Here is a 16,810-nt window from a genome sequence, read left to right as displayed (position 1 = left end):
GCCCACGGCGGCCCCCCCTGCCCCTGGTGCGCCACCCCCAACCGCCCCGACCGCCACTTCTGCACCCGCTGCGCCATGCCCATGGCCGGCCACCCCGACACCGCCCCGTCGGCCCCCCGCCCCTGGTGGCGCCGCATCTTCGACTTCCGCAACCGCGAGACACCCTGGGCCGGCGACCGCCCCCGCCTGCGCCGCACCTTCGACCGCGTCCTCACATGGATCGGCGTGGCCCTCCTGCTCACCGTCGTCACGGTCCTGGCGGTCAACACGCCGAAGGCGATCAGCGCCACCCGCGACCACTTCGCCAAGCGCACCCAGGTCCCCCCGGACCGCTACCTCGCCTCCCGCTCGTACGCGGGCCACAAGCCCGAGCTGGCCTTCGACAAGCTGAACAACACCTGGTGGGGACCGGGCGTGACCGGGGCCGGCAGCGGTGAGTGGATCGAGGCCCGCTTCGACGAGCCCACCCGCCTGCTGAACGTCGTCTTCACCTCCGGCGAGTCGACCCACTTCGACCAGCTCAGGAAGTCGGCGCTGCCGCACCGCCTGAAGGCGACGATCAAGACGTCCGACGGCAGGACCGAGGAACGGGAGCTGATCCTCGACCAGACGGCCGGCGGCCAGACCCGCGGCTTCCGCGCCGCGAACGTCGTCTCGGTCCGCTTCACGATCGACTCGTCGTACCAGGCGTCCGCCAAGACCCAGGTGGCCATCGCCGAGATCGAGTTCTTCGGACCGTCGAACGCGGGCTCGTCCTGACGGTCCGGGGACGGCGCCCCGCGGGGCCGGGCGGTCAGGCCAGACCGGCCGCGATGGCGCGGCGCACGGCGTCGGCCCGGTCCCGGATGCCGGCCTTGGCGAAGAGGTTGTTGATGTGCGTCTTGACGGTCGCCTCGCTCACGAAGAGCTTCTCGGCGATCGAGCGGTTGGGCAGGCCCTGGCCGATCAGGGTGAGCACTTCGCGTTCGCGGGGCGTGAGATCCGCGGGCAGCCGTGGTCCGGACGCCGCCGGCCTGGCGCGGACGGTGGCCAGCAGCCGGTCCTGGACCTCGCGGTCCAGGACGGACTGGCCCGCGGCGGCGGCGCGGATCGCGCGGACGATGTCCTGGCGTCCGGCGTTCTTCGTCAGATAGCCACGGGCGCCCGCGCCGAGGGCTGCCAGGATCGAGTCGTCGTCGGCGAACGTGGTGAGCACGACGACGGCCACCTCGGGGTGTTCCTCGCTCAGCCTGCGGGTGGTCTCGATGCCGTCGAGCACGGGCATGCGCAGGTCCATCAGCACGACGTCGACCGGACCGGCGGCGACCGCGTCCAGTACGCCGTTGCCGTCCGCGGCCGCCGCGACGACGTCGATGTCCTCGCTCAGATCCAGTACCGCGGCGAGGGGTTCGCGGACGGCGGCCTGGTCGTCGGCGACGACCACGCGCAACGGGCGTGAGTTCTCGGTGGGTTCACTCATCGCGGGATCACTGCCTCCACTTGCCAGCCGCCCCGGCCCGGTCCCTCGGTGACCGGTCCCGCGGTGAGGGTGCCGCCCAGCAGGGCGACGCGTTCGCGCATTCCGATCAGTCCCATGCCGCTGCCGGCCCCCGGGGTCACCGTACGGGTGGCGGGCAGGTTGCGGATCGTCAGCGCCGTCGAGGAAGCCGCGAAGGCCAGCTCCACCCGCACCTCACCGCCCGGGGCGTACCGCGCGGCGTTGGTCAGGGACTCCTGGGCGATCCGCAGCAGGTTCTGGGTCACCCGGGCCGGTACCTCCACGGGCGTGCCGCTGACGGTCAGGGCGTCGCGGTGGCCGGACGACTCGGTCATCGCGGTGAGGGTCTCCACCAGCGGCAGCGAGTCCTCGCGGAGCGCGTGGACGGTCCACTGCGCCTGCTTCAGGCTCTCCTTGACGAGGCTGTGGGCCTTGTCGTTGACCGCCCTGACCTTCTCCAGGTCGCCGGTGTCGAGCAGCGCGTCGGCCAGTTCCAGCTGCATGTTGATCCCGGCCAGCGAGTGCGCCAGGACGTCGTGGACGTCCCGGGCGATCCGGGCGCGTTCGGTGAGCACGGCCGCCTGCGCCTCGGCCCGGGCGGCACGCTCCGCGCTCTCGGCGGCCGACAGCGCGGCGTCCACGGCCCGGTGCTGGGCGCGGTTGAGTATCCCGATCAGGACCGGTGCGCCGGTGGTGAGACCGACGGCCCAGGGCAGCAGGTGGTGTCCGGGTCCGACATGGAAGTACAGGACGCCGCCGCAGAGCAGGCCGCAGGCCGGCGCCAGGACGAGGGCCTGTCTGGTCGGCAGCCGGTATCCGATGTGACCGGAGAGGAAGAAGGCGAAGAGGTAGGCCGTTCCGCTGCGGCCGGCGCCGATCAGCGCGGCCGCCGCGAGGATGCCCAGCGACAGCCAGACGACGGCGGCACGGGGTGGGATCCTGTCCGGGGGCAGGCCCCGGGCCAGCAGCGCCGCGCAGTTCAGTACGTACAGGACCGCGACCACCAGCCCCTGCCCGCTGACGCCCATCGGCCGGATCGTCAGGGCCCCGCTGACGATGACCGCCACGGTCAGCGCCCACTGCGCGGGTCCCGGCCCGGGACCGGCCGGGGCGCGGCCGACGGGGGCGGGACCTGTCCGGAGGGGGAGACGGTCTCGGCGGTGGGCACGGCCAGACCATAGCTCACGGCCGGACCGCGACACGGGGCGAGGCAGGGGCGGGCTGCCCGGCGGTCAGCATCCGGCTGCGGACGAGGATCGTGGCCAGCCGGGTGACGACCTCGGTCAGCGCCATCAGGACGAAGGCCGCCACCCATGCCTGGTCGCTGGTGATGTGGTGGGCGAGGCTGAACCGGGCGACGTCGTCGGCGCCGCCGTGCTCGGTCCACAGCTGGAAGCCCATCCGGGCACCCATGCCGAGCACCCAGAGGATCGCGGAGACCGCGCCCGCCTTGATCAGGATGTGCTCGCCCGCGGCCCTGACCCGGGTGTAGACGCCGCCGGCGACGCCGAGCACGGCGCCGGCGCCCATGAGCGCTCCGACGAGTACCAGGTCGTTGCCTCCGGTGGGAACGGAGTCCAGATACGTGTGGGCCACGTAGGCCACGATCCCCAGCGGGATCAGGAAGCTCATGAGGTCCAGCCGGCCTTCCCGCAGCTGCCGGAAGACGACGAGGATGAGAGCGATGTCGGTGATCCACTCGGTCGTTGTCATGCCCCCAAGCCTGCTGTCACAGGGGCCCGCGACGCCTGGACCCAAGGGTGGAAACCGGGGTGGAGAAGCACGCCGGCGCCGGCCGGAGAGACAGCGCCTAGCCCTTCATCAGCGCGTGGTACACGGCCGTGGACCTGGGGTTGCTGCGGCAGCCCCAGACACCGTGCGGGCAGTAGTCGGTGAGGGTCTGGTACACCGGCCGGGCACGCGCGAACCAGTCCAGCATGCCCCGCAGATAGGCCGGGTCGTCCCCGTTCTCGTAGAGCCCCCACTCCGGGTACGAGACGGGTTTGCCGTGGGCGCGGGCGAAGTCGACCTGGTCGCGCAGCCCGTACGGCTCGTCGACCTGCTCCTGGAAGGACAGGCCGCGCGGCGAGTCGTAGGCGTCCATCCCGATGACGTCGACGTACCGGTCACCGGGGTAGCACCGGGTCCACGGGATCGCGTCCAGCCCGCGGTTGGGCGCGAAGTCGAAGCGGAACCGGCCGCCCGGCACCGACCGCATCGCCGTGACGATCCGCGCCCAGTACGCCTTCCAGGCCGCCGGGTCCGGACCGCAGCGGTGGCTGTACGTCACCCCGTTCATCTCCCAGCCCAGGACGACGACGGTGTCCGGCGCGCCGACCGCCACCAGCCGCCGGGCCAGCGTCCGGAAGTGCCCGTCGTACGCCCCGGCCGCCCCGAGCCGCAGCCGGCGGCGCACCTCGGTGTCCGGCAGGTGCTCCTCGGTGCCCTCCAGCATCGGCACGTTGAGGACGAGCAGCCGGTCCGGCTCGGCCCGCCGCCAGCGCGCCCACAGCCGGACGAAGCCGGGGGCGCCCTCGATGTTCCGCCACACGTCACCGGGCAGGTAGGTGTGCCCGACGCGCGGCTCGTCGTGCCCCAGCCACGCGCCCAGCGCGCTCACCCGCCGCACCCCTTCGGCGCCGTAGCCGACGTACGCCCCGAAGGCGCCGGGCGCGGCGGGGCGCGGGGTCTCCGGACGGGAGGCGGGGAACAGGAGGAGCGCGACCAGCGCGGTGACGAGGACGAACCTCAGACGAGCCATGGGGGGCAGTCTGTCGGCTCCGGGGCGGCGGCGCGGTCGCTGCGGAGATCTTCGAACTTTGTACGAGGCACGCACGGGATCCGCACCAGGTCCCGGTCCGCCGCGGCTTCTCCGGAGAGCCGCACGCCGTGCCGGCGCAGCCAGGGCAGCGGCGCCACGTCCGACCCCAGGTACGGGGTCGTGCGGACCTCGAAGTGCAGGTGCGGGCCGTCCGCGTTGCCCGTGGCGCCGGCGGCGCCGATCCGCTGGCCCGTCGACACCTCCTGGCCGGGGCGGACGTTGATGACGGAGAGGTGGGCGTACTGGGTGTAGTAGCCGTCGGGGTGCCGTAGGACGACCTGGTTGCCGAAGCCGTCGCCGCAGCCGGCGGTCACCACCCGGCCGGGCCCGACCGCGTACACCGGGGTGCCGGTGTCGACCGCGAAGTCCTGGCCGGTGTGCCGCAGCCGCCAGTGCGGGCCCTGGGCCGCGTACCCGGCGGAGAGCCGGTAGTGGACCGTCGGCGCGGTCCAGCCGGCGGTGTCACCGCCGGCCGGCGGGCCGCTGGCGCCGCCGAAGGCGCAGGCCCCGGTGCCGGAGTCGGCCTTCGCCGGTGTGACGAGGAACGCGCCGGTCAGCAGGAGGACGAGCGCGGCGGTGAGCAGTCGTGGATCGTCCGTTCGCATCTTCGGATCCTCGGACGAACGGGCCGCCGCCCACCGGCGTCACACGCCCGGCGCCGCGACTTTCGCCCGTTCGGATCGGGGTGCGGTGACTATCGGGCCGGTCTGAACGGACGCCCACCGTCCGCCCGTACCTCCGGGCACGTCAGCGTTCGACCGCAGATCGGAGTCCCCCGTGAACGCATCCGCAGCCATCGGCGTGACCGGCCTGGGCGTGATGGGCCGCAACCTGGCCCGGAACCTCGCCCGGCACGGCTACCCGGTCGCCGTCCACAACCGCACACCGGCCCGCACCCGCGCGCTGCTCGACGAGTACGGCCACGAGGGCACGTTCGTCGGCGCCGAGACCGCCGCGGAGTTCGTGGCCGCCCTGGAACGCCCCCGCCGTCTCATGATCATGGTGCAGGCGGGTGCCGCCACCGACGCCGTCATCGACGAGTTCGTCCCGCTCCTGGAGCCCGGTGACATCGTCATCGACGGCGGCAACGCCCACTTCGCGGACACCCGCCGCCGCGAGGCCGCCCTGCGCGCGAAGGGGCTGCACTTCGTGGGTGTCGGCGTCTCCGGCGGCGAGGAGGGCGCGCTCAACGGGCCGTCGATCATGCCGGGCGGCTCCACGGAGTCGTACGCCGTGCTCGGGCCGATGTTCGAGGACATCAGCGCGAAGGTGGCCGGCGAGCCGTGTGCCACGCATGTCGGCGCCGACGGCGCGGGGCACTTCGTGAAGATGGTCCACAACGGCATCGAGTACGCCGACATGCAGCTCATCGCCGAGGCCTACGACCTGCTGCGCCAGGTCGGCGGCTACGCGCCGGCCGAGATCGCGGACATCTTCCGGGAGTGGAACGGCGGCCGGCTCGGCTCCTACCTCGTCGAGATCACGGCCGACGTGCTCGCCCACGTCGACACCGCCACCGGCGCGCCCTTCGTCGACGTCGTCGCCGACGCGGCCGGGCAGAAGGGCACCGGGCGCTGGACCGTGCAGACCGCGCTGGACCTCGCCTCGCCGGTCACCGCGATCGCCCAGGCGACGTTCGCCCGCGCCGCCTCCGGACGCCGTGAACTGCGCGCCGCGTACGCCGGGTTGCCGGGCGGTACCACGCCGCCGCTCAGCGCGACCGAGGCCGACCGGTTCGCCTCCCGTGTCGAACACGCCCTGTACGCGTCCAAGGTCATCGCCTACGACCAGGGCTGGACGATGATCCAGGACGCGGCCGCCGAGTACGGCTGGAAGATCGACCTCGGTGCGGTGGCGCGGATCTGGCGGGGCGGCTGCATCATCCGGGCGTCCTTCCTGGACCGGATCCGCGCGGCCTACCGGGCCGACCCCGACCTCGTCAGCCTCCTCGCGGAGGGGGAGTTCGCGAAGGAGATCGCGGACGCGCAGGTGCCGTGGCGGGAGACCGTCGCGTCCGCGGCCCGCCGGGGCATCCCGGTCCCCGCGTTCTCGGCGGCCCTGGCCCACTACGACACCCTGCGTGCCCCCCGTCTCCCGGCGGCCCTGCTCCAGGGCCAGCGGGACTACTTCGGTGCGCACGCCTACCGGCGGACGGACCGGGAGGGGACCTTCCACACCCTCTGGGCGACAGACGGCCGCCCCGAAACAGAGGCCTGAGCAGAAGCGCCCCGTAAGGGGCGCGGGGAACTGCGCGACAAGCCACGACGCACCGCCGCGGGACTACGGTGCTCAGCCGTCCGCGGCGCCGTCGTGGCCGATCGCGCAGTTCCCCGCGCCCCTTACGGGGCCACCCCCTCACGGGGCACCCTCACGGGGCCGGAGGCATCCTCAGGGCGCTTCTCGTCGGCAGTTCCACGGTCGCGTACGACGTGACGAGCACCGTCACCGCGGCGGCGGGCAACAGCCACACCGGACCCGCCGGCCACGGCCGGTGCAGGAAGCCCTGGCCCAGCAGCGCCAGCGGCAGGGCCGACAGCACCACCCCCGAGACCAGCGCGGCCAGCGCGATCACCCCCGCCTCCCGGCGCATCATCGCGAGGACCTGGCCCGGCGTGGTACCGACCAGCCGCAGCGCGGCGATCTCCGCACGGCGCTGGGCCGTCGCCGCGACCAGCCGGTTGGCGATGCTGAGCAGCAGATAGCCGAGCAGGACGACGATGACGGCGAGGTTGATCCAGACCTCGGGCGGGGTGTCCGCGCCCGCCTCGGGCGTCGCGTCCGACAGGGCGAGGCCGGGACGGGCGGCGGCCAGTGCGGTCAGCGCGCGTCCGGCGCCGGCCGTGCCGTCCGTGCGGACCAGCACGCTGTCGTCGAGGTCCGTCGTGGTGTGCCCGGCGGCCAGGTCGTGGGAGAGGACGACGGGGCCGAAGCCGAGCCCGCGGTCGTAGACGGCGACCACCCGGGCGGTGACCGGCGCGCCGTCGCCGAGGAACAGCCGTACGCGGCGGCCGAGTCCGGCGTCGCGCGGCCCCGCTACCTCGCTGCTGACGGCGACCGTGGCGCCGGTGAGGGCCGACAGGCTGCCCCGTGTCACCCCGGGGTCCAGGACGTCCTTGGCGGCCGGCGTCAGGACCAGCGCCGGGGCGGACTCGGTCTCGGTGTCGCCGAACATGCGGTACGGCCACACCACGGTGGTCGTCCCGACGGGAGCCGCGGCCTCGACACCGGGCAGGCGTCGCACGGCGGCCGGTGTGCCGGTGGGCAGCCCGCCGAGCGCCGGCGCGGTCAGCCGGTACTGGGCCGGCGTCCCGGTCCGGGTGTCGTCCGCGGTCGCGGCGAGCACCGTGGTCTGCGCGAGGGTGTACGTCAGCACGAACACCACCGCCATGGCGAGCGGGCTGACCACCCCGGTGACGCGCTGCGCGTACGCCCGTACGTTGGACAGGGCCAGCCAGGTCGGCGCGGACACCCCGGGCCGCAGCCGTCGTACGACCGCCTCGCCCGCCGCCCGCACCAGCGCGGGGCCGGCCAGCGCCAGGCCGATCGCGGCGACGATGCCCGCGATGGAGGTGGCGGAGGCGCCGAGCAGGGTGCGTTGCAGCAGCGGCGGGACGGACAGGGCGCAGGAGGCGGCCATGAGGAGGAGGCCGGCGCCCGTGCGGGTCCGGGACGGGGTGCGGGGTTCGCTGCGGGACTCGGCGACCGCCTCGGTGGCCGGCAGCCGCGAGGTGCGCCAGGCCGCGCAGCGGGCGGCGAGGCCGACGACGGCGAGCAGCAGGACGACCGTGGCCAGGGCCGGGAGGGGGCCGAGGGTGAGGGGGAGTTCGGCGGGCAGGACGGCCCGGTGGACGAGCAGGGTGCGGAAACGGCCGGCCAGCAGGTAGCCGAGGGCGACGCCGGGCACCAGGGCGACGGCGGCCACGGCCGTCGACTGGGCCGCCGCCAGCCGCCGGATCTGCCGCGGTGTCGCCCCGACCGCCCGCAGCAGCGCCAGGTCCCGGCGCTGCCCGGCGATCGCCACACCCAGGGCGCCGGCCGTGACGAACCCGGTGATCAGCAGGACGATCCCGGCGAGCGAACCGGCGAGCAGCACGAGCAGCGAACGCGCGGACCCGACACCGGGGGCGACGGCGGTACCCCGGTCGGCCCCGGTGAGCACCTCGAGCCCGCTCCCGGCCACCGCCGCCCGGACCTCCGCGGCGACCCGCTCCCCGGCTCCGGGGGCGGCACGGAGTCCGACGAGGTCGACGGTGCCGGCCCGGGGTGAGACGGTCGTCGTCCCTCCCGCCCTGCCCGCCAACTGCCTCGCCCTTGTGTCCGTGACGTAGATCCCCGCGTCCGGGGCGTGGACCAGGGCCGTGATCCGGTAGGGCGCGGGCGGGCGGCCGTTCGCGGTGATGCGGACGTGGTCGCCGACGGACAGGCCGGTCGACGCGTCCACCGCCGCCTCGGCCGGGGCCGCCGGGGCCCGGCCCTCGATCCGCGCGTCGCTGAGCAGGCGCGTCGAGGACCAGCCGTGTCCGGCCGTCGCCGGATCCTGGTCGGCGACCGGGACGAGCCGGCCGTGCGGGCCGGTCACGGCGGCCGGGAAGCCGAGGTCGCCGACGGCGGACGTGACGCCGGGCAGCCTCGCCAGGCGTCGGAGGAGCGCCGCGGGGACCGGGGCGCGTTCGGGCAGGGCGATCGGCAGGTCGCCGGGGACGTGGTACTCCTGGTCGGCCGCGACCACCACGTCGGCGCCGCCGAGCCGTCCGGGCGGCAGCTGGGAGCGCAGCCCGGACTCCGCCAGCACACCCGTCGCGGTGACCAGGGCGGCGGCACCCAGGACCGCGCAGGCCACGGCGAGCAGCGAGGCGATCCGGTGGGCGGCCATCCGCAGGGCGAAGTGCAGCACGGCGTTCACCTGTCTCCCAACGCGGCGAGCCGGGCCGCGAGTTGTGGCGCCGTGGGATGGTCGAGGGATTCCACCACCCGGCCGTCGGCCATCACCAGGGCCGTGTGGGCGCGGGCCGCGGCGGCGGGGTCGTGGGTGACCATCACGACCGTCTGGCCGAACTCGTCGACGAGGCCGCGGAGCAGACCGAGGACCTGGTGGGCGCTGCGCAGGTCGAGCGCGCCGGTCGGCTCGTCGGCGAAGACGACCGCGGGCCGCGCCGCCAACGCCCGCACGAGCGCGACCCGTTGCTGCTGGCCGCCGGACAGCTCGGCGGGCCGGTGGTGCAGCCGCTCGGCCAGTCCGACCCGTTCGACCAGGGTGCGGATCCACTCCCGGTCGGGGCGGCGGCCGGCCAGTCGCAGCGGCAGCGTGATGTTGTCCTCGACGGAGAGGGACGGGATCAGGTTGTAGGCCTGGAAGACGAACCCGACGCGTTCCCGCCGGAGTTCGGTGCGCCGGGTCTCGTTCAGCCCGGCGATCTCCCGGCCGTCGACGCGGACACTGCCCGAGGTCGGCGAGTCCAGGCCGGCCGCGCAGTGCATCAGCGTGCTCTTGCCGGAGCCGGACGGTCCCATCACGGCGAGGAAGGTGCCGTGTTCGACGGTGAGCGACACGTCGTCCAGGGCCCGTACCCCACCCGCGTACGTCTTCCCGACGCCCGTCAGTGCGATGGCCGGGGCGCGCCGGGCGGTGTCCACGGCGGTCGCGGGCGCCGGCTGCCTCATCGACGGCCCCGCAGCCGACGCGCCGCCAGGAGGACCGCGCCGAGCAGGGTCACCGCACCGCACGCCACGTTCAGCCAGGGGAGACCACCGGTGTACGAGGCCACCAGGTTGGCGCCCGCGCCCAGGACCACGAGGGACCACAGCAGGACGCCGGTGAGGTCCGTACCGGAGTCCGGTGCCGCCTCGGGAGGCGGGTCGGTGATGCGGTAGGGGTCGGAGCTGGCCACGGGAACCTCCGCTGGGGGGCTGACGTCCTTCGTCACGGCTCCGACGCTACGGACCGCGGCCCGCCCCGCCGATCCCGCGGGCCGCCGGTTCCGGGGTACAGCAGGCTGTACTTTCCGGGTGCGCGGGACGCGGTGAACCGGCGTACGCCATAAGGTCGTCGACGAGGACCGAAAGGGGTGCGGATGGCCGTCACCGGGGTGCGGGCCGAGGGGATCCGGGCTCTGGCCGCGCGCACGCTGCGGGCCGCGGGCGGCGCCCTCGCGGAGCTCGTCGGCGGACTCGGTACGGCCGCCCAGGCGTTCGGTCTGCTGCTCGTGCTCGCGGCGACGGCGGTGACCGCACCGCTCGGCGTGGGCCTGCTCCTTGCCCCTGTGGTGGTGCGCGCGCTGCACGCCCTGGCCGGGCGGGAGCGGGAGCGGCTCGGGCGGCGCGGGCCGGAGGTGATCGCCCCGGACCGGCCGCCGGTCCGGCCGCGGCTCGCGCTCGCCGACCCCACCACCCGGCGCGAGCTGCGCTGGCTGCTGCGGCACGGCACGCTCGGGCTGCCGCTGGGGCTGCTCGGCGTCCTGCTGCCGCTGTCCGCCGTACGGGACACCCTGTTCCCGCTGTACTGGCGGTTCGCCCCGACGGACCTGACCGCCACCTCCTTCGGCTACGGCGTGGCGCGTTCCTGGGCGGACGCGTCCGCGGTGTCGATGTTCGGCGTCGGCTCCATCGCCGTCATCCTGGGCCTGACCCCGGCCATGGCCCGGCTCCAGGCGGCCCCCGGACGGCGTCTGCTGGCCGCCGGACCCGGCCAGGACCTGTCCCTCCGGGTCGCCGAACTGACCGCCACCCGGGCCGCCGCCCTGGACGCCCACGCCACCGAACTGCGCCGGATCGAGCGGGCGTTGCACGACGGGACGCAGAACCGGCTGGTCTCGGTCACCGTGCTGCTGGGTGCCGCCCGCCGTCAGGTGGCCCGCGATCCGTCCCGGGCCGACGAACTCCTGGAGCGCGCCCAGTCGGCCGCCGAACAGGCGCTGGCCGAACTGCGCACGGTCTCCCGCAGCATCCTGCCGCCGGTCCTCGGCGACCGCGGTCTCGCGGGGGCGCTGGCGGGCCTGGCCGCCGAGTCGCCGGTGCCGTGCCGGATCGACGTGGACGCGCTGGAACGCTGTGCCGCCTCCGTCGAGGCGACCGCCTACTTCGTGGTCGCCGAGGCCCTCACCAACGTCGCCAGGCACAGTGGCGCGGGGCGGGCCGCGGTCACGGTGCGGGTCCGGGGCGGCCGGCTGGCCCTGACCGTCACGGACGACGGCTGGGGCGGCGCCGACGACGGCGGGGGTTCCGGGCTGACCGGGATCCGCCGCCGGGTCGCGGCGCACGACGGCACCCTCCGCCTGACCAGTCCGGTGGGCGGACCGACCTGTCTGGAAGTGGAACTGCCCTGTGGAACGTGACGAACCGCTGCGGATCGTGCTGGCCGAGGACGACCCGCTGCTCCGTGAGGGACTGGTCCTGCTGCTGCGGGCCGAGGGCCTGGACGTGGCGGCCGCGGCGGGGACCGCCGAGGGGGTGCTGGACGCGGTCGACGCGCACCGGCCCGATGTCGCCATCCTGGACGTGCGGATGCCGCCCACCCACACCGACGAGGGGATCCGCGCGGCCGTCGAGGCCCGGCGCCGCCACCCCGGCCTCGCCGTCCTCGTGCTGTCGGCGTACGTCGAGCAGAGCTTCGCCACCCAGCTGCTCACCGGCGGGGTCGGCGGGCTCGGCTACCTGCTCAAGGAACGGGTGGGGCGGGTCGAGGAGTTCCTCGACGCGCTGCACCGGGTGGCGTCCGGCGGGACGGCGATCGACCCGGAGGTGGTCGCCCAGCTCTTCACCCGCTCCCGTCAGGACACCCGGCTGGAACGGCTGAGCCCGCGCGAACGGGACGTGCTGGCCCTGATGGCGGAGGGGCTCGGCAACTCCGCGATCGCCGAACGCCTCGTCGTCACGGACGGCGCCGTGCACAAGCACATCCGGTCCATCTTCGCGAAGCTGGACCTGTCCCCGGCCGACCGGGTGGACCGCCGGGTGGCGGCGGTCCTGCACTACCTGGAGGACGCCAGAACCCGCGCCCGCTGACCGCGGGGCCGGGTCAGACCCGGACGCCGAACATGAACGGGCCGCCGATGGTGCTCATCGACTCGTAGCGGACGACCGTGCCGGTGCGCGGGGCGTGCAGGATCTGCCCGTTGCCCGCGTACAGGCCCACGTGGTGCAGGTCGTTGAAGAAGAAGACCAGGTCGCCGACCTGGAGCTGCGAGGTCGAGTAGATCTTGGTGCCGATGGTCGCCTGCGACTCGGAGGTACGCGGGATGGAGACGCCGGCCTGCGCGTAGGCCCAGGACGTCAGACCCGAGCAGTCGTAGGAGGACGGGCCGGTGGCGCCGTACACGTACGGGGTGCCGATCTTCGTCTTGGCGGCGGCGAAGGCGGCGGCGGCCCGGCCGGTGGCGGAGGTGTCGTCGCCGAGGTCCACGCGCTCGCTGGAGGAACGGCTGGCGCGGTCCTGCTCGGCGGCGAGGGCGGCCTTCTCGGCGGCGGTGAGGCTGTTGAGCAGCTTCTGCGCCTCGGCGAGCTTGGCCTGAACTTCCTTCTTCTTCTGGCCGAGTTCGGTGCGCGTGGCGGCCAGGTCCTTCAGCTTGCCGGTCGCCTCGGCCCGCTCCTGGGCCAGTTCACGCTGCTTGGCCTGGATCTTCTTCAGCGTCTCGACCTGCTGGCCGCTCAGCTGGTCGAGCGTGGACGCCTTGTCCAGGTAGTCGTCCGGGTCGGCGGAGAGGAACAGCTGGAGGGAGGGGTCGAGGCCGCCGCTGCGGTACTGGGCGGTCGCCATGGCACCGATGCCGTCCCGCAGTTCGTTCAGCTCGTCCTGGCCGCGGGCCACCGAGTCCTGCAACGCGGATATCTGCTTCTGGAGCTTCTCCTGCTTCTCCTTGGCCCCGTTGAACTTCTCGGTGGCCTGCTCGGCCTCCTCGTAGAGCTTGTCCACACGGGACTTGACCTCGGTCTTGCTCGGCTTCTCACCGGGGGCGGCGTTGGCCGCCTGGGCGGAGAGGGCCACGGCCGCGGCGGCCGCGGAGGTGAGCACGGTGACCCGAGCACGGCTCGGCTGCTTGGGACGACGGTGGGACGCCACGGAGGCGAACTCCTTCCGAGCAGAGGTTCGGGGCACAGACACTAATGACTCTCTTATGGTCAGTTCAAATCTTCGCATGAAAATTATTGGCCGGAACTGCCTTGCATCCGGCCTCTGTAAAGAACCTTGACAGTTAATTGGTCTAGTCCAAATATGGGCGTCCATGAGACGCACCCGTGCCCTGCACGCCCTGGCAGCAACAGCCCTGTCCGCCGCGCTCGTCACCCTCGGGTCCGGCGCCGCGCACGCCGCCCCGCATCCGGCCGCGCGGCCCATGCCCGCGCACGTCGCCGCCCCCTACTTCGAGACCTGGACCGGCCAGAGCCCCGCCGCGCTCGCCGCCGACTCCGGCAACAGGTTCCTCACCCTCGCCTTCCTCCAGACCCCCGAGGCCGGTTCCTGCACGGCCGACTGGGACGGCGACCCCACCCGGCCGGTCGACCGCTCGGTCCTCGGCGCGGACATCGCCGCCCTCCAGGCCCGCGGCGGCGGCGCGATCCCGTCCTTCGGCGGCTACAGCGCCGACACCACCGGCACCGAACTCGCCGACAGCTGCACCGACGTGCACGCCATCGCCGGGGTCTTCGAGAAGCTGGTCACGACGTACGGCATCTCCCGCATCGACCTCGACGTCGAGGCGGACTCCCTCGCGAACACCGCGGGGATCGACCGGCGCAACAAGGCGGTCGCGGAGGCCGAGCGCTGGGCCGAACGCACCGGCCGGCCCCTCCAGTTCTCCTACACCCTGCCGACGACCACCAAGGGCCTGGAGGCCGACGGCCTCGCCGTCCTCCAGAACGCCGTCGCCAACCACGCCCGCGTGGACGTCGTCAACATCATGACCTTCGACTACTACGACGGCGCCGCCCACGACATGGCCACCGACACGAAGACCGCGGCCGAGGGCCTCCACGCCCAGCTCCACGCCCTCCACCCGCACCAGAGCCCCCGGCAGTTGTGGGGCACGATCGGCGTCACCGAGATGCCCGGCATCGACGACTACGGCCCCGCCGAGACCTTCACCACCCAGAACGGCGCCCGGGTCGCGAGCTGGGCCGCCGACCAGGGCATCGACACCCTCTCCTTCTGGGCCCTCCAGCGCGACAACGGCACCTGCGTCGGCACCGGCGGCTCCGACTCCTGCTCCGGCATCGCCCAGGACACCTGGTACTTCAGCCACACCTTCGCCCGGTTCACCGGATCCCGCCGCTAGCCGCCGGCCGCACCGGGAGTCCACCCGACTCCCGCGGCGCGTGCGTCGGCCCGGGTGTCCACAGGGTGTGGACACCCGGGCCGGGTGGGGGTGGGGCGTCCTGCGGTGCGGGGCTACGGGTTGACGACCGTGCCGCCGAACGTGACGTTCAGCTTGCCGCTGGAGGCGAAGGACCAGCCGAGGGTGCCCGCGTAGGAGGAGCAGCGGGAGCCGTTCGTCCCGGTCCAGAACTGGTTGGAGCTGTCGGCGTCGCCCACGGTCTTGTCGTTGGAGCCGTCGACGGCGAACCGGCACGAGGTGTTGGTGCGGAACACCGAGGTCCCCTTGTCGAAGGAGAAGTTGCGCTCGGCGTTGTCGATGCCCACGTTGTTCGACACGGTCATCGTGCCGGGGTTGCTGTTGTAGGTGAACCCGTGGTGGCCGTTGCCGTAGGCGATGTCGTGCTGGACGACGTGGTTGACGGCGATGTCGTCGCCGCCGAGCTTGTAGCCGTTGCGGTCGCCGTCCCCGCTCTGACTGCCGTCGCTGAGGGTGCCGTTGCCGTAGGAGAGCGAGTACTCGATGGTGACCGGGCCGATCGCGCCCGTGTCGGTCTTGGTGTACAGGTCCCAGCCGTCGTCGATGTTGTTGTGCGAGACGTCGTACCGGAAGACGTTGCCGGTGCCGGTGGTCAGCTTGGCCGCGAACCCGTCGGCGTCCTCGCCGTCGCTGTCGGCGTTGTCGTGCGACTCGGAGCTGACGATCAGGTTGTTCGCGGGCCACGCGCTGCTGGACGTGCTGGAGGAGATCCGGCCCAGCTGGAGACCCGTGTCGCGGTTGTAGGCGGTGACCGTCCGCTCGACGACGTTGTTGCTGCCGCCGACGTAGATCCCGTTGTCGCCCGCGTGCTGGACCGTGAGGCCGTACAGGTGCCAGTAGTTGGCGAAGAGCTGGATGCCCCGGTTCGACGAACTCTCGCTCTGCGCGGAGAAGTTGAGCACCGGGGTCTCGCCCGGGTAGGCGGAGAGGGTGGTGCGGGCGCTGGACGTGCCGTCGGAGCCGGCCGGGATGGTCACCGTGGAGGAGTAGCTGTACGTGCCGCCGCGCAGGTAGATCGTGCCGCCGGCGGCGATCCGGCTGATCGCCGAGGTGAGCGTGGTCGGCGCGGACTGGGTGCCGGCCGCGCTGTCGGTGCCGCTCGGCGACACGTACAGCACGGTGGACGCGGCCTGCGCGGGCGCGCCGGACAACGCCACGAGCGTGCCGGCGACCAGGCCGACGGCCGCGATTACTGGTCTCACGTGCATCGTTGTCTCCGTTCGGGTGCGTTCGAGGACATGCCGGAAAGCGCTTTCTAGAGGAAGCTAGAAGCGTGTTGTGGCCGCGTCAAGGTTCATGGATGCAAAGAAAATTCAGGGATGTGATCGCTGGACGGCGGCTCGGCTGCTGTTGACGCCTGCGGGTCGCGGCTCCGGCCTGCCGGTGGCGGTGCTGCCCGGCGGCTGGTGGTCGTGCTGCCTGGCGGCTGGTGGTCGTGCTGCCTGACGGCCGGTGGTCGTGCTGCCCGGCGGCCAGTGGATGTGACCGTGGGTGTGACTGTGGGGGTGGTCAGGGGGTGGTCGGCAGGCCGGTCAGCAGGCCGGTCAGTGGGGGCGGGACCTCGGTGGGGTCCAGGGCCTCTGCGAGGGCGCGGGCGTAGTGGATCTTGCGGCCCTTCTTCGTGCCGAGGAAGCGCCGCAGTTGCCGTTGTGCGGTGCGGCCCTGTTGGGCGGGCTGGTTGAGGAAGGTGCGCAGGGGCCGGTGGTCGCCCTCGGCGCGGATGAGTTCGGCGACCCGGGGCGGCCCGAGGGCGCGGATCAGCTCGTCCTCCAGGTCGGCCGCGCAGACGAAGATGCCGTCCGTGGGTGCACCGGCCCGCTCCAACCCTCTGGCGTAGTAGGACTGTTCGCGTTCGTCGCACAGTCCGGTGAGGCGCAGGCCGAGGCCGGGCGGGCCGAGGAGCCGGGCGAAACGGCCGACGTTCATCGCACCGCCCATCGACAGCACGCAGATCCCCTCGGCGGCCGGGTTCCGCCCGAGCAGCGCGGCCACCGCGTCGACGGCCGCGACGTCACTGGGTCCTTCGAGCAGTACGGCCGTCCGCACGCCGAGCCGGTCCGCCGACTCCCGCGCGGGCCCGTCAACCCCACCACGGAACCAGGCACCGACCGCCGCACGGAAGGTGTCCATGCCGGGTACGGGGCCGTCGGCCGTGCCGGGAGCCGG

15 protein-coding genes and 1 pseudogene are annotated in these 16,810 nt (G+C 73.6%); 5 read left to right on the top strand and 11 right to left on the bottom strand.

The window, feature by feature from the left end:
• Window positions 1-759 (top strand): NADase-type glycan-binding domain-containing protein (locus AAW13_RS22715; RefSeq protein WP_420855485.1); only part of this gene is annotated, 759 nt, incomplete at its 5' end.
• Between the two features lie 34 nt (window positions 760-793).
• On the opposite strand, the gene AAW13_RS22710 is transcribed toward AAW13_RS22715, so the two are convergent.
• The 5 genes and pseudogenes from AAW13_RS22710 to AAW13_RS47650 all read right to left on the bottom strand — a co-directional run bounded on the left by AAW13_RS22710 (window position 794) and on the right by AAW13_RS47650 (window position 4,903).
• Window positions 794-1,459: a response regulator gene (locus AAW13_RS22710; protein ID WP_046732413.1), complete on the bottom strand. Its 666-nt coding sequence runs from the start codon at window positions 1,457-1,459 to the stop codon at window positions 794-796.
• A pseudogene (locus AAW13_RS22705) lies at window positions 1,456-2,663 on the bottom strand (sensor histidine kinase). Before AAW13_RS22705 ends, AAW13_RS22710 begins: the two are co-directional and overlap by 4 nt.
• On the bottom strand, window positions 2,660-3,190 hold the full coding sequence (locus AAW13_RS22700; RefSeq protein ID WP_046732414.1) for a membrane protein: 531 nt from the start codon (window positions 3,188-3,190) through the stop codon (window positions 2,660-2,662). The pseudogene AAW13_RS22705 and the gene AAW13_RS22700 overlap by 4 nt, the downstream one beginning before the upstream one ends.
• Before the next feature lie 97 nt (window positions 3,191-3,287).
• A complete protein-coding gene (locus AAW13_RS22695; RefSeq protein WP_052768689.1) occupies window positions 3,288-4,238 on the bottom strand; it encodes a glycoside hydrolase family 26 protein in 951 nt (316 codons plus the stop codon).
• Window positions 4,226-4,903 (bottom strand): peptidoglycan DD-metalloendopeptidase family protein, encoded by a 678-nt coding sequence (locus tag AAW13_RS47650; RefSeq protein WP_052768690.1) that lies wholly within the window; start codon window positions 4,901-4,903, stop codon window positions 4,226-4,228. The genes AAW13_RS22695 and AAW13_RS47650 overlap by 13 nt, the downstream gene beginning before the upstream one ends.
• Window positions 4,904-5,075: 172 nt before the next feature.
• On the opposite strand from AAW13_RS47650, the gene gndA reads away from it, so the two are divergent.
• Window positions 5,076-6,515 (top strand): NADP-dependent phosphogluconate dehydrogenase, encoded by a 1,440-nt coding sequence (gene gndA / locus AAW13_RS22685; RefSeq protein WP_046732415.1) that lies wholly within the window; start codon window positions 5,076-5,078, stop codon window positions 6,513-6,515.
• A gap of 151 nt (window positions 6,516-6,666) precedes the next feature.
• On the opposite strand, the gene AAW13_RS22680 is transcribed toward gndA, so the two are convergent.
• Genes AAW13_RS22680 through AAW13_RS22670 form a run of 3 tightly spaced genes read right to left on the bottom strand, consistent with a single transcriptional unit; the run spans window position 6,667 to window position 10,186 of the window.
• Window positions 6,667-9,192 carry an FtsX-like permease family protein gene (locus AAW13_RS22680; RefSeq protein ID WP_046732438.1) on the bottom strand — a complete coding sequence of 842 codons (2,526 nt, stop codon included), beginning with the start codon at window positions 9,190-9,192 and terminating at the stop codon, window positions 6,667-6,669.
• A gap of 5 nt (window positions 9,193-9,197) precedes the next feature.
• Window positions 9,198-9,959 (bottom strand): ABC transporter ATP-binding protein, encoded by a 762-nt coding sequence (locus AAW13_RS22675; RefSeq protein ID WP_046732416.1) that lies wholly within the window; start codon window positions 9,957-9,959, stop codon window positions 9,198-9,200.
• Complete coding sequence (locus AAW13_RS22670; RefSeq protein WP_046732417.1) at window positions 9,956-10,186, bottom strand: hypothetical protein; 231 nt, start codon at window positions 10,184-10,186, stop codon at window positions 9,956-9,958. Before AAW13_RS22670 ends, AAW13_RS22675 begins: the two co-directional genes overlap by 4 nt.
• 183 nt (window positions 10,187-10,369) lie before the next feature.
• Between AAW13_RS22670 and AAW13_RS22665 the strand changes: the two genes are divergently transcribed.
• Both AAW13_RS22665 and AAW13_RS22660 read left to right on the top strand, forming a co-directional pair.
• Window positions 10,370-11,629, top strand: coding sequence for a sensor histidine kinase (locus AAW13_RS22665; protein WP_046732418.1), 1,260 nt, complete (start codon window positions 10,370-10,372; stop codon window positions 11,627-11,629).
• Between the two features lie 7 nt (window positions 11,630-11,636).
• Window positions 11,637-12,299: a response regulator transcription factor gene (locus AAW13_RS22660; RefSeq protein WP_046732439.1), complete on the top strand. Its 663-nt coding sequence runs from the start codon at window positions 11,637-11,639 to the stop codon at window positions 12,297-12,299.
• 13 nt (window positions 12,300-12,312) lie between these two features.
• On the opposite strand, the gene AAW13_RS22655 is transcribed toward AAW13_RS22660, so the two are convergent.
• Window positions 12,313-13,353, bottom strand: coding sequence for a C40 family peptidase (locus tag AAW13_RS22655; RefSeq protein WP_046732419.1), 1,041 nt, complete (start codon window positions 13,351-13,353; stop codon window positions 12,313-12,315).
• 163 nt (window positions 13,354-13,516) lie between these two features.
• Here AAW13_RS22655 and AAW13_RS22650 point away from each other — a divergent pair, with 163 nt between their 5' ends.
• A complete protein-coding gene (locus AAW13_RS22650) occupies window positions 13,517-14,566 on the top strand; it encodes a chitinase (protein ID WP_046732420.1) in 1,050 nt (349 codons plus the stop codon).
• A gap of 113 nt (window positions 14,567-14,679) precedes the next feature.
• On the opposite strand, the gene AAW13_RS22645 is transcribed toward AAW13_RS22650, so the two are convergent.
• Entirely contained in the window at window positions 14,680-15,852 is a 1,173-nt protein-coding gene (locus AAW13_RS22645) for a right-handed parallel beta-helix repeat-containing protein (protein WP_079178917.1), read from the bottom strand.
• A 301-nt stretch (window positions 15,853-16,153) separates the two neighbouring features.
• The gene (locus AAW13_RS22640; RefSeq protein WP_046732441.1) at window positions 16,154-16,774 is read right to left on the bottom strand and encodes a TOPRIM nucleotidyl transferase/hydrolase domain-containing protein; all 621 of its coding nucleotides are present in this window, start codon (window positions 16,772-16,774) and stop codon (window positions 16,154-16,156) included.
• Between the last annotated feature and the right edge of the window lie 36 nt (window positions 16,775-16,810).

The organism is Streptomyces humi, from assembly GCF_001005085.2.
GTDB classification, from domain to species: Bacteria; Actinomycetota; Actinomycetes; order Streptomycetales; family Streptomycetaceae; genus Streptomyces; species Streptomyces humi.
The sequence above is the reverse complement of the archived record's forward strand: the minus strand, read 5'-3'. Positions and strand labels throughout refer to the sequence as shown.